Annotated in this window: 22 protein-coding genes; 14 read left to right on the top strand and 8 right to left on the bottom strand. The window is 46.4% G+C overall.

Features of this window, described 5'->3' with window-relative positions:
• Nucleotides 1-276 precede the first annotated feature (276 nt).
• The 5 genes from rsgA to E2B99_RS11925 all read left to right on the top strand — a co-directional run bounded on the left by rsgA (nt 277) and on the right by E2B99_RS11925 (nt 3,681).
• The gene (gene rsgA, locus E2B99_RS11905; protein WP_134245182.1) at nt 277-1,326 is read left to right on the top strand and encodes a small ribosomal subunit biogenesis GTPase RsgA; all 1,050 of its coding nucleotides are present in this window, start codon (nt 277-279) and stop codon (nt 1,324-1,326) included.
• Nucleotides 1,327-1,497: 171 nt separating this feature from the next.
• The gene (locus E2B99_RS11910; protein ID WP_134245184.1) at nt 1,498-1,905 is read left to right on the top strand and encodes a rhodanese-like domain-containing protein; all 408 of its coding nucleotides are present in this window, start codon (nt 1,498-1,500) and stop codon (nt 1,903-1,905) included.
• A 51-nt stretch (nt 1,906-1,956) separates the two neighbouring features.
• Nucleotides 1,957-2,226, top strand: coding sequence for a glutaredoxin 3 (grxC, locus tag E2B99_RS11915; protein ID WP_134245224.1), 270 nt, complete (start codon nt 1,957-1,959; stop codon nt 2,224-2,226).
• A gap of 60 nt (nt 2,227-2,286) precedes the next feature.
• The gene (gene secB / locus E2B99_RS11920; protein WP_026471274.1) at nt 2,287-2,751 is read left to right on the top strand and encodes a protein-export chaperone SecB; all 465 of its coding nucleotides are present in this window, start codon (nt 2,287-2,289) and stop codon (nt 2,749-2,751) included.
• Nucleotides 2,752-2,880: 129 nt separating this feature from the next.
• Nucleotides 2,881-3,681, top strand: coding sequence for a YdcF family protein (locus E2B99_RS11925; RefSeq protein WP_134245186.1), 801 nt, complete (start codon nt 2,881-2,883; stop codon nt 3,679-3,681).
• An 85-nt stretch (nt 3,682-3,766) separates the two neighbouring features.
• Here E2B99_RS11925 and coaBC read toward each other — a convergent pair whose 3' ends face one another.
• Nucleotides 3,767-5,014, bottom strand: coding sequence for a bifunctional phosphopantothenoylcysteine decarboxylase/phosphopantothenate--cysteine ligase CoaBC (coaBC, locus tag E2B99_RS11930; protein ID WP_134245226.1), 1,248 nt, complete (start codon nt 5,012-5,014; stop codon nt 3,767-3,769).
• Between the two features lie 269 nt (nt 5,015-5,283).
• Here coaBC and radC point away from each other — a divergent pair, with 269 nt between their 5' ends.
• Nucleotides 5,284-5,964 (top strand): RadC family protein, encoded by a 681-nt coding sequence (gene radC, locus E2B99_RS11935; RefSeq protein ID WP_134245188.1) that lies wholly within the window; start codon nt 5,284-5,286, stop codon nt 5,962-5,964.
• Nucleotides 5,965-5,985: 21 nt separating this feature from the next.
• Nucleotides 5,986-6,891, top strand: coding sequence for a bestrophin family protein (locus E2B99_RS11940; RefSeq protein ID WP_134245190.1), 906 nt, complete (start codon nt 5,986-5,988; stop codon nt 6,889-6,891).
• A 21-nt stretch (nt 6,892-6,912) separates the two neighbouring features.
• Here the strand turns inward: E2B99_RS11940 and E2B99_RS11945 are convergent, their stop codons facing one another.
• On the bottom strand, nt 6,913-7,761 hold the full coding sequence (locus E2B99_RS11945) for a PHP domain-containing protein (protein ID WP_134245192.1): 849 nt from the start codon (nt 7,759-7,761) through the stop codon (nt 6,913-6,915).
• A gap of 44 nt (nt 7,762-7,805) precedes the next feature.
• Here E2B99_RS11945 and E2B99_RS11950 point away from each other — a divergent pair, with 44 nt between their 5' ends.
• The 4 genes from E2B99_RS11950 to mnmC all read left to right on the top strand — a co-directional run bounded on the left by E2B99_RS11950 (nt 7,806) and on the right by mnmC (nt 11,473).
• Nucleotides 7,806-8,426 carry an inner membrane-spanning protein YciB gene (locus E2B99_RS11950; protein WP_134245194.1) on the top strand — a complete coding sequence of 207 codons (621 nt, stop codon included), beginning with the start codon at nt 7,806-7,808 and terminating at the stop codon, nt 8,424-8,426.
• Nucleotides 8,427-8,457: 31 nt separating this feature from the next.
• Nucleotides 8,458-8,754, top strand: a complete 297-nt coding sequence (locus E2B99_RS11955; protein WP_134245196.1) for a YciI family protein — start codon at nt 8,458-8,460, stop codon at nt 8,752-8,754.
• 14 nt (nt 8,755-8,768) lie between these two features.
• The gene (locus E2B99_RS11960) at nt 8,769-9,152 is read left to right on the top strand and encodes a hypothetical protein (protein ID WP_134245198.1); all 384 of its coding nucleotides are present in this window, start codon (nt 8,769-8,771) and stop codon (nt 9,150-9,152) included.
• A 230-nt stretch (nt 9,153-9,382) separates the two neighbouring features.
• The gene (mnmC, locus tag E2B99_RS14640; protein ID WP_430981479.1) at nt 9,383-11,473 is read left to right on the top strand and encodes an FAD-dependent 5-carboxymethylaminomethyl-2-thiouridine(34) oxidoreductase MnmC; all 2,091 of its coding nucleotides are present in this window, start codon (nt 9,383-9,385) and stop codon (nt 11,471-11,473) included.
• Nucleotide 11,474: 1 nt separating this feature from the next.
• Here the strand turns inward: mnmC and E2B99_RS11970 are convergent, their stop codons facing one another.
• Nucleotides 11,475-11,789, bottom strand: a complete 315-nt coding sequence (locus E2B99_RS11970) for a rhodanese-like domain-containing protein (RefSeq protein WP_134245200.1) — start codon at nt 11,787-11,789, stop codon at nt 11,475-11,477.
• Between the two features lie 95 nt (nt 11,790-11,884).
• Between E2B99_RS11970 and E2B99_RS11975 the strand changes: the two genes are divergently transcribed.
• Both E2B99_RS11975 and E2B99_RS11980 read left to right on the top strand, forming a co-directional pair.
• On the top strand, nt 11,885-12,373 hold the full coding sequence (locus E2B99_RS11975; protein ID WP_134245202.1) for a YajQ family cyclic di-GMP-binding protein: 489 nt from the start codon (nt 11,885-11,887) through the stop codon (nt 12,371-12,373).
• Nucleotides 12,374-12,417: 44 nt separating this feature from the next.
• Entirely contained in the window at nt 12,418-12,918 is a 501-nt protein-coding gene (locus tag E2B99_RS11980) for a DUF4442 domain-containing protein (protein WP_026471287.1), read from the top strand.
• 91 nt (nt 12,919-13,009) lie between these two features.
• Here E2B99_RS11980 and E2B99_RS11985 read toward each other — a convergent pair whose 3' ends face one another.
• From E2B99_RS11985 to E2B99_RS11995, 3 genes are read right to left on the bottom strand one after another with little or no spacing between them, the layout of a single operon-like run.
• Nucleotides 13,010-13,372, bottom strand: coding sequence for an acyl-CoA thioesterase (locus tag E2B99_RS11985; RefSeq protein WP_026471288.1), 363 nt, complete (start codon nt 13,370-13,372; stop codon nt 13,010-13,012).
• 33 nt (nt 13,373-13,405) lie between these two features.
• Entirely contained in the window at nt 13,406-13,825 is a 420-nt protein-coding gene (gene trxC, locus E2B99_RS11990; RefSeq protein WP_134245204.1) for a thioredoxin TrxC, read from the bottom strand.
• A gap of 24 nt (nt 13,826-13,849) precedes the next feature.
• Nucleotides 13,850-14,737 (bottom strand): alpha/beta hydrolase, encoded by an 888-nt coding sequence (locus E2B99_RS11995; RefSeq protein WP_134245206.1) that lies wholly within the window; start codon nt 14,735-14,737, stop codon nt 13,850-13,852.
• 203 nt (nt 14,738-14,940) lie between these two features.
• On the opposite strand from E2B99_RS11995, the gene E2B99_RS12000 reads away from it, so the two are divergent.
• Nucleotides 14,941-15,276, top strand: coding sequence for a TIGR01244 family sulfur transferase (locus E2B99_RS12000; RefSeq protein ID WP_134245208.1), 336 nt, complete (start codon nt 14,941-14,943; stop codon nt 15,274-15,276).
• A 162-nt stretch (nt 15,277-15,438) separates the two neighbouring features.
• On the opposite strand, the gene E2B99_RS14940 is transcribed toward E2B99_RS12000, so the two are convergent.
• Both E2B99_RS14940 and E2B99_RS14945 read right to left on the bottom strand, forming a co-directional pair.
• Nucleotides 15,439-20,424 (bottom strand): beta strand repeat-containing protein, encoded by a 4,986-nt coding sequence (locus E2B99_RS14940; RefSeq protein WP_240687818.1) that lies wholly within the window; start codon nt 20,422-20,424, stop codon nt 15,439-15,441.
• Nucleotides 20,421-23,141, bottom strand: a complete 2,721-nt coding sequence (locus E2B99_RS14945) for an Ig-like domain-containing protein (protein WP_240687819.1) — start codon at nt 23,139-23,141, stop codon at nt 20,421-20,423. The genes E2B99_RS14940 and E2B99_RS14945 overlap by 4 nt, the downstream gene beginning before the upstream one ends.
• Between the last annotated feature and the right edge of the window lie 545 nt (nt 23,142-23,686).

Raw genomic sequence — 23,686 nt, forward strand, 5'->3', positions numbered from 1 at the left:
GTTGCCTGCTCTCGTAGTGGGCAATTGAAGGAACCCCGCATCGAAAGGTGCGGGGTTTTTAGTTTAAGCTCACTTTGTTTTCTCATTAAAACCAGCTTTGACAACAAAAATTTCAAAACACACTGCTTCAACTCCGTGCCCTCTTTTAGGTTTTACACTGATAAAACTATTTACCTGCCCCATTAATTAAACCGTATACTAATAGGCAGTTTTCCACTGTAAATTCACCGCGCACCCAACAATGGGACTGACCCTCTATGGAGCTTTTTTAGGCTTATGGCTTTAATCCGCAAACGTCGCCTGACTGAACAACAGGAACGCCGCATGCAGGCACAGCAGGAACGTCGCCAGCATGATATTGATGACAGTCAGCAGCTTGAAGGGCTGGTCGTGGCGCATTATGGCCGCCAGCTTGAAGTTCAGGCATTGTCAGTCCCTGAACAGCAAACTCCTCCGGTGGTAAAAGAAGGTGAGCCTGAACCGTTCTGGCGTCCTGTGGTGGAAGGTGAAGTCTGGCGCTGTCATACCCGTACCAACCTGGAATTGCTGGTCACTGGCGACCGGGTGCGCTGGCAGGCCGATAGCAATACAGGGCTGGGTGTGATTAATGCCATGCATCCGCGTTCCTCTCTGCTGACCCGTCCAGATCGCTATCACAAGGTAAAACCGGTTGCCGCCAACGTTAGCCTGATTGTGATTGTATTTGCCCCGCTTCCAGTGCCCTCACCGCTGCTGATTGACCGTTATCTGGTGGCGTGCGAACAGGCCGGAATCAAGCCGCTACTGGTGCTTAACAAATCTGACTTGTTAAAAGAAAATGACGAGCTGTATCAATTGCTGGCGGAATATCAGGCACTGGGTTATGAAACCCTGCTTACCAATAAAAATGAAGGTCTGGAAAATCTGAAAGCCCGGCTGGTACAGCAGACTGTGGTGTTTGTGGGACAGTCTGGCGTGGGTAAAAGCTCACTGATTAATGTGCTGGCACCCAATGCCCTGCAAAAAACCAATATTATTTCTGAAAACTCGGCATTGGGCCAGCATACCACCACCACCACCAAACTGATTCCCCTATCGGACGGTGGCGCACTGATTGACTCGCCGGGCATTCGTGAATTTGGCGTATGGCATCTTGACGTGGACGCTATTCGCGCTGGTTTTGTTGAAATGCAGGATTATTATGGCACCTGCAAGTTCCGTAACTGTATGCATCGGCAGGAACCCGGCTGTGCATTACTGGCCGCCAGCGAGCGTGGTGAAATTCTGGAACGCCGCCTCAAAAGCCTGAACCGGCTGGAGGCCGAAGTCCGCGAGAATGACGGTTAAAGCGCCTGCAACATCCTTACTGTTTCTATGATTTAAGCATAGCACCCTATTTTTAGGACTGGGGCTATGTTCCTATGGCTGGGTTAAAACAAAGCAATCATATAAAACCCTGCAAAAAAGCAGCAGATTATCGGTATACTGTGTGCAATTTTAGATGTGATCAGGTGCACTGTGGAACGCTGGCTAGAGTTTATGCAAAATCATCCCTTCCTGTTTGGAATTCTGGGGGTGTTGATTGTTTTGTTTTTTATCCTTGAAAACCGTCGTAGCGGCCACAAGATATCTCCTCAGTCCCTTGGCGTTTTAATTCAGCGTGAAAATGCTTTATTAATTGACCTGCGTGATGCAAAGGACTTTAAGGCCGGACACATTAGTGGAAGCCGTAATATTCCATTCAGCCAGCTTAAAAACCATGTTGAAGAGCTGCGCGAGAGTGACCGTCCCATCGTCATGATTTGCAACATGGGTCAGGTTGCAGGTTCTGCTGTACAAATGATTACCAACACCAAATGCTATCGGCTGGATGGTGGCATTAGTAACTGGAAGGCGCAAGGCTTGCCGCTGGTTAAGGCGCGCTAGTATGCTTGCACATTAAATATAGATGAAATAGAAATTGACTGGAGTACGATGATGAGTGCCAATGTTCTTGTTTATACCACAACAGTTTGTCCGTACTGTGTCCGTGCAAAACAATTATTGCAGCGCAAGAATATTGCGTATGAGGAAATTGACCTGAACAAACAGCCTAGTGAAGTACGTTCTGAACTCATGGCACGCACCAAGCATCGTACTGTACCGCAAATTTTTATTAATGATCAGTTTATTGGGGGCTTTGACCAGCTATATGCACTGGATAAGCAGGGCAAGCTGGACGAATTGCTTAACGCCAATAATGGCTAATCGGCCTAGACCGATTTTTTAATGCAACACATTTAACGACATTAGATTAGGGACATGTTTATGAGTGAACAACAAGCTCAACCACAACTGGCACTGGAGCGTATTTACGCCAAGGATCTTTCATTTGAAGTGCCCAGCGCTAAAGTATTTACCAAAGAATGGCAGCCTGAGTTAAATATCAATTTGTCCTCTAGCGCTGAGCAAATTGATACCACTCATTATGAAGTGGTATTAAAAGTCACTGTCAGCGCTGAAAACCAGCAGGAAACTGCGTTTATTGCCGAAGTTCAGCAAGCTGGTATTTTCCTGATGGAAAATATTGATCAGGAACAACTGCCACAACTGCTGGGTGCCTATTGTCCAAGTATTTTGTTTCCGTTTGCGCGTGAAGCCATTAATGACATCGTGACCAAAGGTAGTTTCCCGCAACTGCTGCTGGCACCGATTAATTTTGATGCGGCCTTTGCTGAAAATCTGGCACGTGCCCAGCAGGAACAACAGCAAGCTGCTACTGGCAATGCCTAATTCTGTATAGCGCTGTTAAAAGCCACAGTTTTGCTGTGGCTTTTTTATACGTGCATGATTGATGACTAGCTAAAATTTATAACTGTTAAATGCTTGCCAAACACCCAAAAAAGCTGCCTTAAAAAAATTATGATTTCTTATCGTTCACTTATTAGTTTCATACCAAGATTTTTGCTGCTGATCCTGGGCTTAGTTTTACTTCTGGACAGCTTGTATTTACTTATTCAGAAAAAACTGCATATTGGTATTGTCCTGCCCTTGCTCATTGGCGCCGTTTTTCTCATTTACGCTATTGGGTGGCATAAAATCCACTATTGGCTTAATCAGCATATGTACATCAGACGGCTCTGGAAAACTGGCTGGTGCCTGTTTGCACTCTGGTGTGTGAGTCTGGGCTGGTTTGCTTTAAAGATTCAGCAAAACATGCGTCACACCATTGAAAGCACTCCTGTTAAAGCCATCATTGTACTGGGTAGTGGTGTTGAAAACGGCAAGCCATCCGCAGCTTTGGCCAAGCGCCTTGATGCTGCTGTGCCGGTAGCAAAAACTTCACCGCAGGCATTGCTCATCTTAAGTGGCGGGCTTGATTTTGGCGAACAGGAAACTGAAGCTGTGATTATGGCACGCTATCTTCGGCAGCATTATGCGATTCCTTTGTCACATATGGCGCTGGAAGATCAAAGCACCAGTACCGAACTAAACATGAAAAACAGCAAAGGCATACTGGCGCAGCATCAGATTAATCTGACTGATCCGGTGGCTATTGTTACCAGTGACTTTCATACCATTCGGGCAGCAGCGATTGCTATAAAACAGGGTTATCAGCACATCACCATGATTAGCGCACCAACGCCATTATTGATGCGCTATAACGCCTGGCTGCGTGAGTATTTTGCGTTTTTGAGTGGCTGGGTGCTGAATGAATATTAATTGGGCGCTATGGAATATTAAATAAAACACTATCATTTTGATGGCTTATAACATCAAACAATGAAATTTTAACTCTCTAAACCTATTAGCGTGCTGCTTGCGCCTTGGCAATACATTCCACCAGTTGCCATGCAATCTGCGCTTTGGACGCTTTGTCCAGATGCTGCTGCACCAAGTGATAGTTTTCCGCAAAAAACACGGTCATGGCATTGTGGTCGCTACCAAAGCCAATATCTGAACGGGACACATCATTCACGGCAATCATGTCCAGCTTTTTGCTCACCAGTTTGCTACTGGCATATTGTTCCATGTGCTGGGTTTCCGCCGCAAAGCCCACCATAAACGGACGTTTTTCCTGTTGGGCCACTGTGGCCACAATATCCGGGTTTTTGACCAGTTGAATGGTAAGCTGCTCCCCTGCTTTCTTGATTTTTTGCGGTGACACTTCGGCAGCGCGATAATCAGCCACGGCAGCGGTTGCAATAAAAATATCACAGCCCTGATTTACCACTTTCAAGCACACGGCCAGCAATTCCTGCGCCGAACCAATGTCAATGCGTTCAATTCCCTGCGGCGTTGGCAAAGTAACCGGGCCTGCTATTAATGTCACGCGTGCGCCTGCATCACGGCAAGCTTCAGCCAGTGCAAAGCCCATTTTCCCCGTGCTGTGATTGCTCACATAACGCACCGGGTCAATGGCTTCCCGGGTTGGCCCGGCAGTAATCACCACATGCTGTCCTGCCAGAATTTTTGGCTGATAGTGTGCTGGCTGGGCAAGCTGTTGAAAATAATTTGCCACTTGTAAAGCCAGTGCCTCAGGCTCCGGCATACGGCCTAATCCTACATCACCACAGGCCTGCTCACCAGCATCGGGCTGAATCACCTGCATGCCATAATCAGTCAGGGTTTGCAGGTTACGCTGAGTGAGTGCATTGGCCCACATCTGCTGGTTCATGGCAGGCGCCAGCCAAACTGGAGCCTTGCTGGCCAGTACCACAGTTGTCAATAAGTCATCAGACAACCCAGCCGCCAGCCGTGCAACAGTATTAGCGCTGGCAGGTGCAATCAGAATCAGGTCGGCCCAGCGTGCCAGTTCAATATGACCCATGCCTGCCTCAGCAGCCGGATCAAGCAAGGTGGTATGCACCGGATTGCCGGACAATGCCTGAAAAGTCAGTGGGGTAATAAATGCCAGCGCGCCCTGCGTCATCACTACACGTACATCAAACCCGGCATCTTTCAGGCGGCGTACCAGTATGGCGCTTTTGTAGGCCGCAATACCGCCGCTAACGCCCAGTACAATTCGACCAGCCTGCTGGCCAGCCTGATCCATGTCCGGATTTTTACCATCTTGATGTCTATTGTCTTGGCTTGATGTCGTGCTCATGCTGTTTTCCCATACCTGTTGTTTCGCACCTGCAACATGGCGCACACAATAGCACTAAAGTGTTTATTACCCAAATAAAACCTTGGCGCCAAACCAGACATTCATATTAAAATGCCCACGCTTTAAAAGCGGTGAAAACCAGAAATCAAAGATTTTTATAAACAGAACGACAAAGAACATTGTAGCCCTAATGACCACAAATAAACGGATCAATAATGAGTATTAAATGCTGGCCTGTCTCTGAACGACCGCGTGAACGACTGTTAAAGCAAGGTTCTGCGGCACTGTCTGATGCCGAGCTACTGGCGATTTTTTTGCGCACAGGAAGCGCACGAGCCTCTGCCATTGAAATGGCACGCAGCATGATTGGCGAATTTGGTAGCCTGTTTGATTTGCTCAATGCCAGTCAGGCGCAGTTGCTGGCCTGTCATGGGATGGGTGAAGCCAAGGTCGCGCACCTGATGGCGGCACTGGAACTGGGTCGGCGCTATGTTAGCCATCAGTTGCAACAACATCACCAACTGGATGAACCCGCGCTGGTCAAACAGTATTTTTTACAGCAATTACGCCATGAACCACGTGAGGTATTTGCGGCCATGTTTCTGGACAGCCAGCTGCGCCTGATCCAGTTTGAAAAAATCTTTTATGGCTCAATTACCCAGTGCAGTGTGCATATCCGGGAAATCATGCGACTGGCACTTACACATCGTGCAGTGAACCTGATTGTGGCGCATAATCATCCCGATGCCCCGGCTGATCCTTCGCGCGCTGACCATCAGCTCACCCTGCAACTGACACAGGCCTGCCAGCTACTGGATGTCAAGCTGGTCGATCATGTGATTGTGGGTCAGGACAGGGTGTTATCCTTTGCTGAACAGGGCGATATGCCGGGTTAAAATTTACAGGTTTGTGGCACTATGATTGTTCGTGAACGTCCCAATTCAGTCCGGCTACTATTGGCCATGCAAGGTTCAATATTGCCGCAAATCATGCCGCAACTGTTAACCGTGATTGGTTTGTCTGCATTGTTACTGCTACTCAATCACTGGGCGATTCATGCACTGGCTGATGTGCCTATTGCAGCGTTTTCGCTGATTGGCCTGACCCTGTCCATTTTTCTGGTATTTCGCAATAATGCCTGTTATGAACGCTGGTGGGAAGCGCGCAAGCTGTGGGGCAACCTGATTGCCCAGGTACGGCATCTGGACCGCAATAGCCAACTGTTGCCAGCTGCGCAACGCCAGCAACTGATGCAGTATGTTCTGGTATTTAATTATGCACTGTTGGCCAGATTGCGCAAAATTCCGCTATCGACAGTAATTCAGCAATGGCTTAGCCCGGTTCAATTTCAGGAAATCCAGCTGCACAGTAATCCGCCGCAATATGCGCTACTGCTAGCACATCAGGTCTTAATGCAAAGTTTGAAACACGGTGAACTTACTGACATTTGCTATGTGCAACTGAACAGCCATTTAATTGAATGTGCAGCTGTACAGGCAGCCTGCGACCGGATTGTCTCAACGCCGCTCCCCTTTGCGTATTCCCTGCTGTTGCACCGCACGGCTTATTTGTTTTGTTTGCTGTTACCATTTGGTTTGGCACATAGTCTTGGATTTTTTACCCCAGTTGTTGTGGGTTTGCTGGCGTATACTTTTTTTGGGCTGGATGCATTGGGCAGTGAACTGGAAGAACCGTTTGGACTGGAAAAAAATGACCTGCCGCTGGACGCCCTGCTGCGTACCATGGAAATTGATATTTTAACGGGCTTAAATGCTGCCGATATTCCCGCGCCGCTACAGCCAATTGACCATGTACTGACCTGATATGTGATTAAAGCAGCTCAGTTAGAACTGTTCCCACACGCCACGCTGGTTTTCTTTCATCACAGGCACCTGTCCCAGTTTCAGCCACGGCATATTGCTGCCATGAAAATCACTGGCAACCGATACCGCCAGGTCATGCTGGGCAATCAGGTAATCCATCATGGCACGGGTAGCTGGTGGCTCAACAGCTGATGGTAACTCAATCGCATGTCCACCCAGACTTTTAAATAATCCTGCCAGATAACGAATATGCGTGGCCGATAAGCCATAACGGGTTGGATGTGCTAGTACTGCTTGTCCACCACTGGCATTAATGATGTTCAGCACATGATCCATCTCTGCCCATGCCAGCGGTACAAATGCGCTTTTACCTTCTTTTAAGTACTGGTCAAAGGCCTGTTGCTGCCGCGCCACAATGCCTTTTTGCACCAGCCAGCTGGCAATGTGCGAGCGGGTAACGCCTTCTGCCCGGCCATCCGCCAGTGCCAATACTTCAGGCCACGGATCAGTTTTGGTGGTTTTTTCCAGTTTCTGGCAAATTTGCACAGCGCGGTTAGCCCGAATCTGCTGCTGCTCGGCCAATAATTCCTGCAACGGGGCCAGATTCTTTGGCGCCAGCGCCACAATATGCACGCCAAACGGATTTTTTTTATTGGGCTTATGCCACTGGCTTGAAATTTCTACACCTTCTACCAGCGTGACACCATGCTCTGTAGCAGCCAGCCGTGCTTCAGGCAAGCCATCCAGCGTGTCATGGTCAGTGAGCGCCAGCATATCCACACGGCTGCAACTGGCATGCTCCATCAAGGCTGCCGGTGACAAAGTTCCATCAGAAAAATGGCTGTGGGTATGTAAATCCATGCGTTGCATATTCTATACTTTCGGCACTTTAATTTGACCTGGCTCACTGTAGCATGAAAGCCCTATTGGACTATGTTCCATTAATTATATTCTTTTACTTCTACAAAACCACGGATCCGGCGGATCGCACCCATCCCCTGTTGCAGCTCATTGGCAGTAAAGGCGCGCCTGATAACAACAACATTCTGGTGGCCACCTGTGCCCTGCTGATTTCAACCCTGGTGGTCTATGGGGCGCTGCTGGTATTCCAGAAGTTCCGGCTGGAAAAATCGCAGTGGTTTGTGCTGGGTATGACAGTAATCTTTGGCGGCATTACCCTGATGCTGAGTGATGATTTTTATATCCGCCTTAAAGCCGTGATCATTAACGTGGTGTTTGGTTTTGGCTTCCTGCTTAGCCCAATGCTCATGAAAGACCGTAAGCCACTCATTCAGCGCCTGTTTGGCCCGGTGTTTGAACTGGATGACCGCAACTGGAAAAAGTTGAATCTGGCGTGGGGGCTATTTTTCTTTTTCATGGCATCACTGCATATTTTCTTTGCTTTTCTCTTTTTTAATGGCAAATACTGGGGCGAATTCACGGCATTCGGCGATATAATTGTCATGTTTAGTTTCCTGATTGCCCAAATGGTTATTCTGAGAAAACACATCAAGATTTCCAGCAACGAAAGCTAAGCGCATCATTAGTTAAACCCCGAGAAACCGCATGCCTTTATTTGCCATTCACTGCACTGATGCTCCTGACCACTTGGCCAAACGGATGGAAGTTCGTCCACGTCATCTGGAGCGCTTAAAAGCGCTTAACGAACAAGGCCGGGTTATTCTGGCCGGGCCTTGTCCAAAAAATGCAGATGATACTGCTCAGGGATTTTATGGCAGCCTGCTGGTGCTGGATTTTCCGGATCGTGCCAGTCTGGATGCATGGCTGGCCGAGGAGCCTTACCTGCTCGAAGGTGTGTATAGCCAGATTGACGTTAAGCCATTTATTAAGGCTCTGCCGTAATGGTGTTACGCACAATGGGGATAATTTTAACAGGCTGGCTGTTGCTGGCTGGTATGCTGTTGAGCACGCTGGCCTATGCAGCCCCTGTTGCCAATGCCAAAACTGCGCCTGCAAAAACTGCCACTTCTACCGGGATTGTTATTAACCAGCAGTTGCACCAGCAAATCCAGCAAAATACTGCCCGGCTGGCTCAACTGGAACAGGCCAATCAGGATGCACTGGCGCGCAATCAGGAACTGCAACTGATGAACGACAACCTCACTGTGCAAGTGCAGGTATTGCAAAGTGAACGTAGCGCGCAAATGTTTTTGTATGGGGCCGTGACTTTGGCCGTTGGTGCGTTTATTGGATTTATTCTGGCCAACTATATTTTAAGCAAACGTACCCGTCGCTGGTAATGACCGTGAAAAGTCTGAGCTGTCTTGTTACTAATGCTATATCTGCCTGTCCGATGCAAAGTAATGCCTGAACAAGCAAGATTAGCTCCCTCTAGCCCTTTACCAGATTTATTGAACCGCATCTTGCCTTTGTCGCAAGCGCATATCTGTTGGATAAAATGACTGCTCTAGCGCTTGGTCTCTTTAGTTTTAATTGTCTTTTTTAGGATTTAATACGCGTGTCCTCCAGCCTGACTGCTCCTATCCTGCATGCCGACCTTGAGTGGATCACTCAGGACGGTGTTGAAATTCCGGTATCCAAGCAGTTTGGCGATGTGTATTTTTCCAAAGCCAACGGACTGGCCGAAACCCGGCATGTATTCCTGCAAGGCAATGAACTGGCTGAGCGCTTGGCACAACTGCACTCGCATCAGTATTTTTGTGTTGGCGAAACTGGTTTTGGCACAGGCCTAAACATTCTGGCGCTGTGGCAGCTGTGGCAACAATGCCGACCCAACAACCACAGTCGCCTGCATGTCATTAGCGTAGAAAAATTTCCGCTATCGCGTGATGACCTACAGCGTGCCCTAAAAGCATGGCCTGAGCTTGCTCATGTGGCCAGTCAGCTGATTGACCAGTATCCACCTGCCTTGCCAGGTTGTCATCGGTTGGTGTTTGCTGGCGAGCGTTTTTCCATTGACCTATGGCTAGGTGATGCAGCGGATTGCCTACCAGAAATTCAAACCAGCCATCCGGTTGATGCCTGGTTTATGGATGGTTTTGCACCCAAATGCAATCCGGAACTTTGGCAGGACAATATCCTCAAGCACCTGATCCGGCTTTCTGGCCCCGGCACCACCTTTGCTTCCTTTAGCGTAGCCGGCGTGGTCAAGCAGGGCTTACGCCAGTTTGGCATTAAGGTCACCCGGCCTGCTGGTTTTGGCCGCAAACGCGAAATGCTGAAAGCGTGGTGGCCTGAGCGAGGGACAGAAATGATTGATAATCATTTCCCGAGCGCAAGACCGAAGGCTATGCCTGAGGTACGAGGAACAGAAACAATTAATAATTCCCTCCCAAGTGCAAGGCCGAAAGCTATGCTTGAGGTACATGAAATAGAAACGATTAATAATCGTTTCCCGAGCACAAGCCCGAAGGCTATGCCTGAGGTGCAAGGATTAGAAACCCGAGACCAACAGGCCATATTGAAACCAACAAAACCCCTGCCCAAAATTGCCATTATTGGGGCTGGCATTGCCGGGTTATCCATGGCACATGCCTTGGCAAGCCGTGGTTATACCTGTGATTTGTATGATCAGGCACAGCCATTGGCCGGCGCATCCGGCAATCCACGCGCTTTGCTTGCACCCAAGCTGGTTGCATTGACAAAGTTTTCTGGCAATTTGCTGAATCTGGGCTGCCTATTTAGCTTGCGCTATTGGCAGCAGTTTGCAACTGTGGTGAAGAAAACCGGTATTGTTCATCTTTTGAACCAGCGTGCAGAGCAGGAACTGGATAAAGCCAGCGCCTATCACCACGACCTTCTTGAATCACAAGCTATGGGACAGCCCTCTCAAGTTGACTCTGGGAGTGCATTACCCAGTATCTGGTTTAAGCAGGCAGGCTTACTTAACCCGCATCAGCTAGCACAAGTCATCCTGCAAAATCCTGCGATTCAGTACCATCAGGCGGAAATTTCCCAGATACATGCCTTGGATATCCCTTCGCAAAACGCACAATGGCAGCTTATCAATAGCCAGCAAGAAAGTTTAGGGATTTATGATCATGTGGTGATCTGTACGGCATTAAATAGTCCGCAACTCTGCAACCTATTACCGCAACTAAAGCCAATTCGGGGGCAGGTTTCATGGTTTAGCAAGCCTGATAAAATGCCTGCCCTGCCTTTGCCCATGACGTATGGCGGCTATATAGCCCAGCTTAACCACCCCGAATCTGAAGCTACTGTTTTACTGGGCGCCTCGTTTATCCGGCAGGATAACCAGACTGATCTTCGGCTGGCTGACCATCAACATAACCTTGATTTAATCAAGGCCATTGCACCAGCCGTTGCCGACAGCTTTCCACCCATTAGCATCTGGCAAGGCCGTGCAGCCATTCGTGCCCAGTCGCCGGATTATTTACCGCTGGCAGGCCAGATTAATGGGCATGCAGGCCTGTGGACACTCACAGGACTGGGTTCAAAAGGCTTTAGCTTTGCGCCACTCTGCGCTGAACTGATGTGTGCACAGTTACTGGGTGAAGTCTGGCCAGTGTCAGCCAGCGTGGCTGCGAGTGTTGATCCTAATCGCTTTACTCAAACTTACAGGCAAAATGGCCTTGAATAAATTACTGCCCCTGCTCAAGTTCGATGCCAGCAGCTTTGGCAGCGCGGGTGCCACCCATCAGCACTACAATATCGCGGTTTTCATCAAAAGAATGTAGCAGCTCGGCAGCTCGGGGGGCTTTGCTACCACCACCACACAACACATAAATGGGCTGACCCGCATCAATCTGGCTTAACTGATCCGCAGATAAATCATTAATCGGCTGGTTTACTGCACCTTTCACATGGCCCTCAGCAAAGGCCTTGGCGTCCCTTACATCCCAGATGACTGCATTGTCCGGGAAATCAAAGGTTGTAATTTCAAGCTTGCGAATCATTTATACACTCCTTGACTACAATCAGCACTTGGCAAAAACTACAATACCACCTAGCATTCTTACAATAATTTTCCACTCAATGTAAAGGATAAATCATGCCGTCATTTGATATTGTATCGGAATTGGAAATTTTTGAAGTCAACCACGCGGTTCAAAATACCCAAAAAGAAATCCAGACCCGCTTCGACTTCCGTGGTTCTGAGGTCAGTATTGAGCTGAATGAAAAAGCCAAAGAAATCAAGATCAGTGCCGAAAGTGACTTTCAGGTTGAACAGGTTTATAACATGCTGGAAAACCACTTTCATAAGCGCAAAATTGATTTGCAAAGCCTGGATCCGCAAAAAATGACTGCCTCAGGCAAGCACACTGTTCAAGTGATCAAGCTTAAAGATGGCCTTGACTCTGATACCGCCAAGAAAATCAACAAGGCCATCAAGGAAAGCGGCATTAAGGCACAATCGTCCATTCAGGGTGATAAAATCCGGGTTACCGACAAAAAACGTGATACCTTGCAGCAGGTCATGGCATTTCTCAAAGAACAGCAATTTGGCCTGCCTCTTCAATTTAACAATTTCAAAGACTGATTTTTACTTCACAATTTTTTACTTTAAATTTCCGGGGAAACTTTATGACCAAACCAAACCGTATGATGAAAGTGGTGAATGCCACCTCAAAACTGCCTGAATCCATGCGTACTTTTGCCATTTCCAAAGCATTTGGCACGATTGTTCCTATGGTGGGCACTGCCGGGATTCGCTATGAGCATGTCACCCCGGAAAAAGTCGTGGTCAGCATTAAAAACAAGCGCCCCATGCAAAACCATATTAAGGGCGTTCATGCCGCAGCTATGGCACTGCTGGCCGAAACTGCCACAGGTTTTGTGGTGGGCCTGAATGTGCCAGATAACCGCATCATGCTGATCAAGTCCTTGCATGTGGATTATAAACGTATTGCCAAAGGCGATTTGGTCGCTACAGCCACCTTGAGTGATGAGCAGCGCCAGTATATTGCAGACAATGAAAAAGGTGAGCTGATTGTTCCGATCACAGTCGTAGATGAATCTGGCCAGTCACCCATTCAATGCACCATGAACTGGGCATGGCTTCCCAAGAAAAAGAAACAGGCTTAATGACTTAAACTGAGTCTGATTATTAAAAAAGCTGCCCGATCAATGTGACGGGCAGCTTTTTTATTCAAGTGAATTGAATTTTTATAGCCAATTATGGCAGTGGACGTTTTTTACCATGCTCATCAATGGCCACATAAGTAAAAATACCATTGGTTACCAGCACCGGATTTTCAATATCGTTACTTTCCCAGACATCGACCATCACCTGCATTGATGTCGTGCCTTTTTTGACAATACGGGTATAACAGGCCAGCACCTCGCCTACCTTAACTGGCACATGAAACACCATATTGTTAATTGAAATGGTTGCAACACGCCCGCGGGAAAGCCTGCGCGCATGTACGGCCCCGGCCAAATCCATTTGGGAAACCAGCCAGCCGCCAAATACATCTCCATTCCAATTGGTGTCCGCAGGCATTGGAATTACCTGTAAAGACAAATCACCTTCTGGCATAGTTCACCCTTGTCAATTAAGTACCTGATAAAATTACTGATGCGCCTGCAGCCACTGCTGGATTTGTGCTGAGGTCATGGCACCAGCCTGCCGTGCCACTTCCTTACCCTGCTTTAATATTACCAGCGTTGGAATACTGCGAATGGCAAACTGTTGCGCTGTCCTGGTTGCCTGCTCAGTATTGACTTTAACAAACTGAACAGCAGGTAGCTGCCCGGCAGCATGTTCAAAATGCGGTGCCATCAACTTGCATGGCCCACACCATGACGCCCAGAAGTCTACCAGTACAGGCAATTCAGTAGAATTGATAAATTGCTGAAAGTTTTGATCATTCAGCTCCACCGGTTTACCACTTAACAACGCCTCATGGCAGCGACCACACTTGGGTTGTTCACCCAAACGGCTTTGTTCCAGCCGGTTTTTTGCCAGACAATGCGGACAGGCAACAATCATGATTTTATCCTGTGAATTTACCCATTAACCAATATGTTTCTTTAAAAAAGCCAGTTGCACCCGGATTCCTTCCTCAAACCAGCGGCCTTGCAACAAATCAAAATGCCCGATTGGCCATTCCAGATATTCAACCTGCTTAATCTTTGCAGCGGCCTTGCGAGTTGCGGATAACGGAATCAGGCTGTCCTGTTGTGCTGCAATAACCAAGGCTGGACATTGAACCTTGGCTGCTTCCTTGGTAGGCCGGTACTGATTCACTGTAATAATAATGCGTGCAGGCACTAACCCTACCCAGCTACTGCCTTTGGGTACCATTTGCATATAACCTGCATAACAATCATCTCCGGTCAGACAGCGCAGGCCCTGCTCAGCCACCACCGGAATACGGATCGGGTCACGGCCAATCTTGGAGCCAGCCAGATCCTGCAAGGCCAAAGCTGTAGCGCGCGGCAGCAAATGCTTGGGATACATCATGGCACTGGCAAAACCATCCACATGCGGCACCAGCCCAATAATGGCAGCAATGCCCTTTTCCCGGGCAGCCGTCGTGATCACATGACCACCACTCATGGACATGCCCCACAGCACAATACGCGAAGTATCCACATCCTTGCGCTTTTTAACCTGGGTCAATACAGCCTTCCAGTCCGCGACATGATTGGGCGCTGATACCAGCTCACGCGGCTTGCCAGTACTACCACCAAATCCGCGATAATCAAACAATACAACCGCGTAGCCTGCCTCAGCAAAGGCGGCGGCTGTATCGGGTAAGCTAAACTTGCGTTCCCCTGCAAAGCCATGTGCCATGATAATGACCGCAGGCTTACGTACCTTGGCGGGTCGATAAAAGTCCGCGCCCAGTGTTTCTCCACTACTTTTTAAAAATAATGGTTCTATGTTGTACTGTCCCATTTATTATTCCTCTGTCCTAGAAGTAGATGCCTAAACATACATGGCTCATGGTTTTTTAGTCCCTGTTTTCCGGTTACAGTATAGAATAGAAGATTCATCATTTAACCAGTCATCAACATATTTTTGCTGAAATTATTTGTTGATACTGTCTTAACTTAGGTAAAGTTTAGCCATATGTTTTTTTAATGAATGGGAAATCGAATATGACCGATCAAGTGGGTTTTGCAGGACAGCTTTATCCTGAACATATGCCGGAAGTGACACAAAAGGGCTTTAAATCCCTCATTAATAACCGTCCGGATTTTGAGGGTGGTAATGATCAACCTACCAGTGCCCAGCTTGAAGAAGCTGCACGTAATGCTGGCATTGATTATGTGTTTCAGCCCGTAGTGGCTGGGCAAATTAGCCAGCTTGATGTGGAAGCCTTTGCCCGTCACTACAATGAATTGCCCAAGCCTATTTTGATGTTTTGCCGTACCGGTAGTCGTTCCAGCAATTTATATCAACTGGCTAAGCAAATGGATTTACTGGATGATTAAACTATATGTTGTAATGCTATCTTTATTTTGCTGTACCTTAAGCGGTTGTCAAAATCTTGAGGTTCGACCTACCGCTACGGTCAGTATTGGGCATGGTTTATAAGATAAAAAATAGGTAATAAAAAACGGCTCGCAGGGAGCCGTTCTTTATACCTGTGAAAGTTATGGGCAGCTCGTTCCGTAAGGGCTGTTATCAAACGGTTGACCTGTTTCTGCATCGGCATCAGATTTGAGAATACCCATTGGGTAAGCAAGTGCCGCCTGTAACGTTTGGCCATTCAAAGTAACTCTAGCAGTTACATTAACACTCTGCCAACTTGCATACTTTCTCAAGTAACGAACTTGGAAATCAAATTTTCCAGTACTGTCAGTAATGTAATTGGCAGTAGTTGCTTCATTACCCTGTGTATTAATAAAAGCTGTTGCCAGTGCTGTATTTGCAGAAACTGGGAAAATAGGGCAACTCACTTGATCCCGGCCTGGAAGCACAATATTTTTCAGCGCATCAATCTGATTTTGTAAGATTTGACGTCGCTGATTATTTGTGAGTGTTTGATTAGGCTCAATGTTATCATTTGCAGGTATTGCAGTCTGCTGATTTTGCAAGGTTAGAATAGCTGCCTGATTTTCACCTTCAAGCTGTTTCTTAGTCTTGTAAAAGCCTTTCCAGATACGACTAATATTAACCCCAAGTGCAACAGGCTGATTTGCAATTGGACGGCCTGTACTGTCCACCAGATGTGCTGATAAATTTTCAGTGTAATACAGGCCATCTGCAGACTTCTGGATTTCTGCTGCATCACCAAAAGTGATATTGCCTACCGGGGTGGGTGGCGTGGATTGAACTACATCAATCTTCCAAGGGGTGATAGCATCCTGATACCCTGTTTCCACAAACATTGCTGTTATATTCAGTTCATCGTTCGCAAAATCAGCAGCAGAATAATTTTGATTTCGTGCAGTTTCGTCTACCTTCACTTTAAAGGTAGCCTGACCATTTATATCTGTCATCAGCATAGATGGCCCGACGATAGATGCACCATTACGAATAATGTCTGCAATGTTCAGACTCACATACTTATCCGCTATACCGCCACCGTTTTGATCAAGCAATGTAAGTGTTACATCAGTAGTATCGCTCCGTACATTTAGCGCTGGCTTAGCTACACTGATACGTAAATTATAACGTGGGGGTTGAGGCTGCGGAGAACCTGGAAGAGTTGGCCGGAAGGCAGCCAGACGCGCAATATTACTTTTAACTATGCCCTGCTCATTGGTTTGGCTTGCTTCAAGCTCAATACCACTCGCAATTAATGTATCTTTATCATGACCATCGGTTGGAATAATGACCGTAAAGAAAGCGTTACCATTGTCATCAGATACTACTACCGCTTCACGCTTAAGCGGGCGAACTGGCTCTAGATCAGCTTCCCCTACATCCACTCCTACGTTAGTTGCAGTTGTAGAAGCAGTTTGTTTTATCTTAAGTTTAATCTCTTTATTTTTAACCGGATTACCATTTAAGTCCTTAAGAGATACACTAACTACAGCTTTATCTCCATCAACATTAAGACTCCATTTATCGCTACCAAATGATAGAGTATTCGAATTAATGGCATCTTCCACTGCCAGTTTCAGATCAGCACTAAAACGCTTATTACCATTCGGCAGTGTCACTGACGTTTTAATAATCAGACCATTCGTTAATAACTCATTAATCTGAGCTTGGTTGGTTTTAGCAGGTAAAGTAACTTTGAAACTGACATTACCATTTACGTCAGTAACGGCTGTCATACCGCTTTCAACATTGACCCCACCGTTGACCGCGACATTATTCACCACTAAAGTCACTGGCTGGGATTTTAACGGGGCACCGTTATTGTCAACCAACTTAGAGGTGACAGTAACTGTATCGCCTGTAATTAACAATGAGGGTTTGGATGGCGTTAACGGGAGCAGGTTATACGTACCTGCTGGTATACTCACATTAATCTTGCCAACCTGATTTACCGAGTTACCATCGTTTTGATTAATAGTATTTACAGCATAGATTAAACCATCTTTAACCAAGTCATTGTCTACATCACCGTTCGCAATATTTACAGTGAAGTATGCATAGCCCTGACTATTGGTAGTGGCAGAATTTTTATCCACACTCACCCGGGCATTGGTGGCATTGACTCCACCCAAAGCAAAACTGATATCTTGATTAACTACAGGATTGCCAGCAACATCAACAGCACGAACAACAATAACCGTACTACCGCCTGTACTTTCAATACTTGCAGACGAAGGATTAACCTCTAATTTACTTACAGCCAAGGTTTGTGGAGCCTTTGCCATTACCTGGGTAGTTTGCTTAATCTCTGCCCCATTAGACTGAACGACTGAAGCAGTCAAACCAATGCCATTCGCAACCAGATTGTCAATCATCTGCTGGTTTGCGCCCCTTACATTCACTGTAAAGGTGACGTTACCATTGGTATCGGTCTTTTGCTGGGAAATACCAGCAATAGTTACGCCATTTTGGATTGCTGCTGCATCCAGACTAAGATTAACGAATCTGTCTGCTGCCGGGTTCCCACTTCTATCAATTACTTTAGTGGTGAGCGTAAAGCTGTCGCTGTTTGCCACTACTTCACCTTTGGAAGTGCTCAGCTCTAAACGCTGTGCATCCCTAGCAATTGCAGCACTATTGGCATAGAACTGAATTTTTGTGCTTTGAGTAATCGCCTTGCCGCTATCAGTATGACTGGCTGTTGCCTGTATTCCTGCTAATAAGCCTTTAATTTGAACAGGGGTAAGGTTAGCATCAGCTGGCGCGGTATAAGTTACGGTAAATTTTGCCTCGCCTTTACTATCAGTAATATCTGACATGGATGAGCTAGGCGCTGCCGTAATCGTCAAGCCTGCTGGAATATCAGCTAATGCCAGTGAAATGCCTCTGCCTGCAAGCCCGTCTCCTTTCGCATTAAAAGCCTTAACGGTAATTTCAGTGCTGCCATTAGCCGTCGTCGCCAAAGATTGCGAATTGACAGCTGTTAAGTAGCTTACTGCATTTGCAGCTTCAGCTTCAGCTGCTTCAGACACTACACGGACATTGGTAGTCTGGTTGATAGTGCTAGAACCATCACCCTGTACTGCTGAGGCATTAATGGTAATGCCTGAGGCAACCAGAGCATCAAGGTCAGCCTGATTTTGCACTAACGCTTCAACGGTTACTTTGGCCTGGCCATTAACATCGGTTGTTACAACAGTCGAACCGCCAATCACGCCTTTAAAATTAACCAATCTAAACAAGATATTGTTATCCACAGCAATATTATCTAGCGATAAAATCACCTGACGGTTAGCAATAGGCTTGCCATCCCTATCTTTGAGCGTCACTGTAGCGTCAAACCATTTTTTATCATTGAGCCTTAGTGAGAGCGCACCACCATTTTGAGTAGGTGACTGACTCATTGCAGTAACCAGATCCATACGCTGGATATTTTGCTGGTTCACGTAGAACTGAACTATTGTACTCTGAGTAGTCTTTTCATTAGTTGAAGCTGCGGTATAGCTGGCTGTTGCCTGAATACCTGCCAATAGCTTTTGAATTTGCTCGGTACTTAAATTCGATTTAGCAGTATACAGCACGGTAAACTGTGTCACACCTTTGGCATCAGTTGTTGCCTCTACACCTTGTCGCGCGTCACCACCATTAACTTTAAGGTCAAGATCACTTGGCAGACCAGTAAGGTCTAGTGATAGCTTAACTTTCTGGTTGGCCGCTGCAATGCCCTTGACGCTCATTGCCTTAACAGTAACAACAGCTTCTCCACCTGTGGTGGCAATACTTGTGTTGCTGCTCATGGTAAGATAAGTAGCTTCCTCAGACACCACATCAACTTTGGTATTTTGGCTAATGCTTCCAGTACCATCACCCTGCACTGCTGAGGCACCGATACCAATACCTGAAGCCAGGAGGGCATTAAGCGCAGTCTGATTTGCGGGATTCACACTCAAGGTTACTGTGGCTTGCCCCTTATTATTAGTCTGAACAGTGGTTGAACCACCATTGATCAGCTCAACAACACCATTTCTACCAGTTAGACTTACGCCATTTTGCAGAACATTCGGATCAAGCGCCAATGTTACCTGACGATCTTCAACTGCTGCTCCAGCTGTATCTTTTAGCGTCACAGTGGCCGTCACGGTTTGTGGATTACCCACGCTAGCAACCAGTGCTGGCTTGTCCACCACCAGATCCATACGCTGGATATTCTGCTGGTTGACATAAAACTGAACGGTAGTGCCTTGCGTGATGGTCTTGCCTGCACTGTTGGTATAGCTGGCTGTGGCCGAGATCCCCGCCAGTAGCGCCTTAATCTGCTCTGCACTCAGGCTGGTTGCAGCAGTGTAAGTCACTTTAAATGTAGCATTGCCAGCAGCATCAGTTACCTGGCTGGCGTTATCCAATTTAATGTTTAAACCATTAGGAATAGCACCAAGATTTAGCTTAACAGTCTTGCCTGCAGCTGCGATGCCCTTGGCATTGAATGCCTTAACGCTAATGGTGGATATGCCGCCTGTGGTGGCAATCACATCACTGCTCTCAGCAGTCAGATACCCTACTTCATTCTCAGCCGCTTCTGACAGAACGTTGATCTTGGTGCTCTGGCTAATCGTGCCACTGCCATCACCCTGTACTGCCGCTGCTGAAATGGTAATCCCATTTGCAACTAAACTATCAAAGGATGCAGTATTTGCTGCATTAACGCTCAGTTCAATGCTTGCCTGACCTGTACTGCTGGTATAGACCAGTGCAGTGCCACCTAAAGTCTGGGCAAATCTTACCCCAGCCTGGAACGCGCTATCATTAAGCGCCAAAGCTACCTGACGGTTAACAATAGGTTGACCTTGCTCATCCCGTAACGTTACGGTAGTGGTCACGGTCTGCGCGCTACCCACGCTAGCAACCAGTGCTGGCTTGTCCACCACCAGATCCATACGCTGGATATTCTGCTGGTTGACATAAAACTGAACGGTAGTGCCTTGCGTGATGGTCTTGCCTGCACTGTTGGTATAGCTGGCTGTGGCCGAGATCCCCGCCAGTAGCGCCTTAATCTGCTCTGCACTCAGGCTGGTTGCAGCAGTGTAAGTCACTTGGTGGATATGCCGCCTGTGGTGGCAATCACATCACTGCTCTCAGCAGTCAGATACCCTACTTCATTCTCAGCCGCTTCTGACAGAACGTTGATCTTGGTGCTCTGGCTAATCGTGCCACTGCCATCACCCTGTACTGCTGAGGCACCGATACCAATACCAGAAGATAGCAAGGCATCTAGCATCGCCTGGTCTTTAGCATTAACCGTGAACTCAACAGTTGCCTGACCATTGGCATCAGTAGTTACAGCTATTGCACCACCAGTTCCTCCGGTAAAACTCACGCCTTGCTGTAAGGCAGCAGGATCTACAGCAATGATGACCTGACGGTTCTTGATTGCTGCACTATTAGCATCTTTTAGCGTCACGGTGGCCTTGACGGTCTGCGCGCTACCCACGCTAGTAACCAGTGCTGGCTTGTCCACCACTAAGTCCATACGCTGGATGTTCGCTTCAAGACTATAAAAAGAAACTTTGGTCTTTTGCGTCACAGAGCCAAATCTTGCCGTAACACTTAAACCAGACTGAAGCAGTTCATTTCGCTCACTAGCAGACAATTGTGCAGGATCATACTTTAATATGAAAGTAGCCTGGCCTGAGCTATTGGTGGTAGGCGCTGAATTATCAATTGAAATTGCTGAGTAACTTTTATCCAAAGTTAAACGGATATCTTTATTGGCTGCGGTCGCGCCATTACTTTTATACGCGCGTACTACAACTGCCATATTTTTATTGGCTTTGCTGACATCCAAAGAAGCAGGTTCAACAATGTCCAAGTAAGCCACTTCTGCGGTAGACAGTGCAGAGGCAGCGACCATAATGGTGGTATTTTGAGTTACTGAGTTGCCATCAGTGAGCTTGGTACTTACTGCAACTGCAATTCCAGAGCTAACCAGCTTTTCAATAGCCTGTTCATTAAGTGCATTAGTACGTATGGTAAAAGTCACATAGCCATTTTGATCAGTGTTTTTTGTCACTGCACCATCAAAACTTATGCCATTTTGCTGTACCTCATCGGTTAGACCCAGACTAATGGCTTTATTAATCGCTGGCTTTCCTTCATTATCGAGTGCCCGCGCCACTACCTGAACAGAATCCCCAGTAGAAGAAACAATTCCCTTGGTTGCTGTCAACTCAATGCGCTGAACTTCTTTTTCTACATTAATCTGATAAAAGCCTAATTTTGTAGTTTGAGTAATTGCCTGATTATTTAAACCCGTATATTGGGCACTAACGATAATACCTTTACTCAATAACTCATCAGTCGTGGTCTTAGGAACATTTGAAGAATTAAAACTTACATTAAATTTAGCTTGTCCATTGCTATCGGTAATAATCTTGGAACCATTTTTAATACTGAGTCCTGCAATTTGTGGAATACTTAAATTAATTGCTTTACCCACCAATGCACCGCCATTTTTATCCTTGGCAGTTACTGTAATAACAGCTTCTCCGCCTGAGATATTAATATCATTCGCAGTGGCTAGACTCAAACTGGTCACATCTTCCGCTACTGGTGCTACTACAGTTATCTTTGTACTTTGGGTAGCAATAGCAGCATTTTCTTTTAATAATGCCTGAACAGTAATTCCATTACTAACCAGCATTTTACCATCTGGATTATCTTGATTAATACCGGTTTGAATGGTAAAGACTGCTTCACCCTTAATATTAGTTTTAACAACTGTATTAACCAGTTTTGCGCCATATTTTACGGCTTGCTCATCCAGGGTTAACTGGATATCTTTATCGACAACTACAATTCCTTCTGGATTTTTTGCCGTTACTATAACGTTAATTAAACCATCTACAGCATCTACCTTGTTATTATTACCAGTTACTAAAGTCAAGTTACTCACAACGTTACTGACCGAGCTGACTCCTAGCGTGTAAACTTGGGTTTTAGTAGCACCGTTTGCTTCAGTTAATATTGCCTCTAAACCTACCCCTTCTGCAATAAGGGCAGCGCGATCCGCCTCTTTTCCGGCTGGCAACTCAAGCGTAAATTCTGCATAACCCTGATTATCAGTTGTTGCGGTGGATAGCCCTTTAATCGTTACACCATTTTTTTGAAAATCTTTAACTTTTAAAGCAACTTTTTCATTAGGTACACCACCACCATTGGCATCTACAGCACGAACACGAACATTTGTCTCTCCACCAATCACTTTCAAAGAGGCAGCAGTATCAAATCTTAGTTCATACTGGCTTTGGGTAACAGTACCCGCCCCTGTGACTGCTGCTTTCTTTACATCATTAATAGTAGTGCCTGCAACAGTTACAGTAAATAATAACTCTGATAAAGTAGAGTTTGAACCATTTAAAGTTACAGTAAATGTGGCATTACCCTTTTCATCCGTTATAACTTCAGAAGAGTCAGCCGTTGCACCATTTTTAATGGCATCTTTTATGTTTAAGCTAATTTTTTTACCCGCAACACCTCCGCCATCTTTATCTACCGCTTTAGCAGTGAGTGTAATAGTATCACCTTTAACATTAAGCTCATTTTTACTTAAAGCTAAAGTGATGCCCGCTACTTCCTTAACTTGCGTATCATTACCTGTACCTGCATTATTGCCTGTACCAGAAGTGCCATTGCCATAAAAACCTTCGCTGCCACCACCGCCACAAGCAGCCAAAGATATTGAAGTAGCAAGAACAGTTAGGTTTACGCCAAGACGCTTTGCTTTTTGAAGATGAATTTGAAGATTTGTCATTACAGCTTACCCGGGAGTTTTTTAAATTTAGAAGTCAAATGCTTTAGAACGATTCTTGTGTTACAAGCAGTTGCCTTACCTGGCTGGTTTAGGTAAGACTTTACTTAAGTCGTACATGTTTATCAATGAGTATTTAGAATGTTTCTATTTTTATTGAAAAAATAATTTAATGTGAAGAAAAACTTTAAAAGCGTTATAAGGATGAAGAAAATAATCCCTATAAAACATCGTTAATACATTTAAATATTTTTACAGTGTCTCGCTTTGAGGCTTTGTCCAGTCGCAAGGCCGAAGCATTAGCGCAGGTGCAGGGCACGTTTTTGTAGAAATAAACAAACCCGCATCAGTTTACTGATGCGGTTTGAATAATGAGCTGTGAGTGGCACTGCCACGCAAGACCTGTAGGGCACGGCCCTTAAATAAAAAAGGGGATCAGTATTGAACTGATCCCCTTAGGAATAATGAGCTGGCGATGCCCTACTCTCACATGGCGAATGCCACACTACCATTGGCGCAACGTGGTTTCACTTCTGAGTTCGGGAAGG

Origin of the sequence: Alkanindiges illinoisensis (assembly GCF_004377485.1) — a bacterium.
Lineage (GTDB): Bacteria > Pseudomonadota > Gammaproteobacteria > Pseudomonadales > Moraxellaceae > Alkanindiges > Alkanindiges illinoisensis_A.

What these genes read in the sequence shown, in the direction of transcription:
- rsgA (WP_134245182.1), top strand. Translation starts at nt 277, where the DNA reads ATGGCTTTAATCCGCAAACGTCGCCTGACTGAACAACAGGAACGCCGC.
- E2B99_RS11955 (WP_134245196.1), top strand. Translation starts at nt 8,458, where the DNA reads ATGCCTTTATTTGCCATTCACTGCACTGATGCTCCTGACCACTTGGCC.
- coaBC (WP_134245226.1), bottom strand. Translation starts at nt 5,014, where the DNA reads ATGGATCAGGCTGGCCAGCAGGCTGGTCGAATTGTACTGGGCGTTAGC.
- E2B99_RS11995 (WP_134245206.1), bottom strand. Translation starts at nt 14,737, where the DNA reads ATGGGACAGTACAACATAGAACCATTATTTTTAAAAAGTAGTGGAGAA.
- E2B99_RS14945 (WP_240687819.1), bottom strand. Translation starts at nt 23,141, where the DNA reads ATGACAAATCTTCAAATTCATCTTCAAAAAGCAAAGCGTCTTGGCGTA.
- E2B99_RS11945 (WP_134245192.1), bottom strand. Translation starts at nt 7,761, where the DNA reads ATGCAACGCATGGATTTACATACCCACAGCCATTTTTCTGATGGAACT.
- E2B99_RS11960 (WP_134245198.1), top strand. Translation starts at nt 8,769, where the DNA reads ATGGGGATAATTTTAACAGGCTGGCTGTTGCTGGCTGGTATGCTGTTG.
- E2B99_RS11925 (WP_134245186.1), top strand. Translation starts at nt 2,881, where the DNA reads ATGATTTCTTATCGTTCACTTATTAGTTTCATACCAAGATTTTTGCTG.
- E2B99_RS11940 (WP_134245190.1), top strand. Translation starts at nt 5,986, where the DNA reads ATGATTGTTCGTGAACGTCCCAATTCAGTCCGGCTACTATTGGCCATG.
- E2B99_RS11980 (WP_026471287.1), top strand. Translation starts at nt 12,418, where the DNA reads ATGACCAAACCAAACCGTATGATGAAAGTGGTGAATGCCACCTCAAAA.
- E2B99_RS11970 (WP_134245200.1), bottom strand. Translation starts at nt 11,789, where the DNA reads ATGATTCGCAAGCTTGAAATTACAACCTTTGATTTCCCGGACAATGCA.
- E2B99_RS11975 (WP_134245202.1), top strand. Translation starts at nt 11,885, where the DNA reads ATGCCGTCATTTGATATTGTATCGGAATTGGAAATTTTTGAAGTCAAC.
- E2B99_RS12000 (WP_134245208.1), top strand. Translation starts at nt 14,941, where the DNA reads ATGACCGATCAAGTGGGTTTTGCAGGACAGCTTTATCCTGAACATATG.
- E2B99_RS11950 (WP_134245194.1), top strand. Translation starts at nt 7,806, where the DNA reads ATGAAAGCCCTATTGGACTATGTTCCATTAATTATATTCTTTTACTTC.
- E2B99_RS11985 (WP_026471288.1), bottom strand. Translation starts at nt 13,372, where the DNA reads ATGCCAGAAGGTGATTTGTCTTTACAGGTAATTCCAATGCCTGCGGAC.
- radC (WP_134245188.1), top strand. Translation starts at nt 5,284, where the DNA reads ATGAGTATTAAATGCTGGCCTGTCTCTGAACGACCGCGTGAACGACTG.
- trxC (WP_134245204.1), bottom strand. Translation starts at nt 13,825, where the DNA reads ATGATTGTTGCCTGTCCGCATTGTCTGGCAAAAAACCGGCTGGAACAA.
- secB (WP_026471274.1), top strand. Translation starts at nt 2,287, where the DNA reads ATGAGTGAACAACAAGCTCAACCACAACTGGCACTGGAGCGTATTTAC.
- grxC (WP_134245224.1), top strand. Translation starts at nt 1,957, where the DNA reads ATGAGTGCCAATGTTCTTGTTTATACCACAACAGTTTGTCCGTACTGT.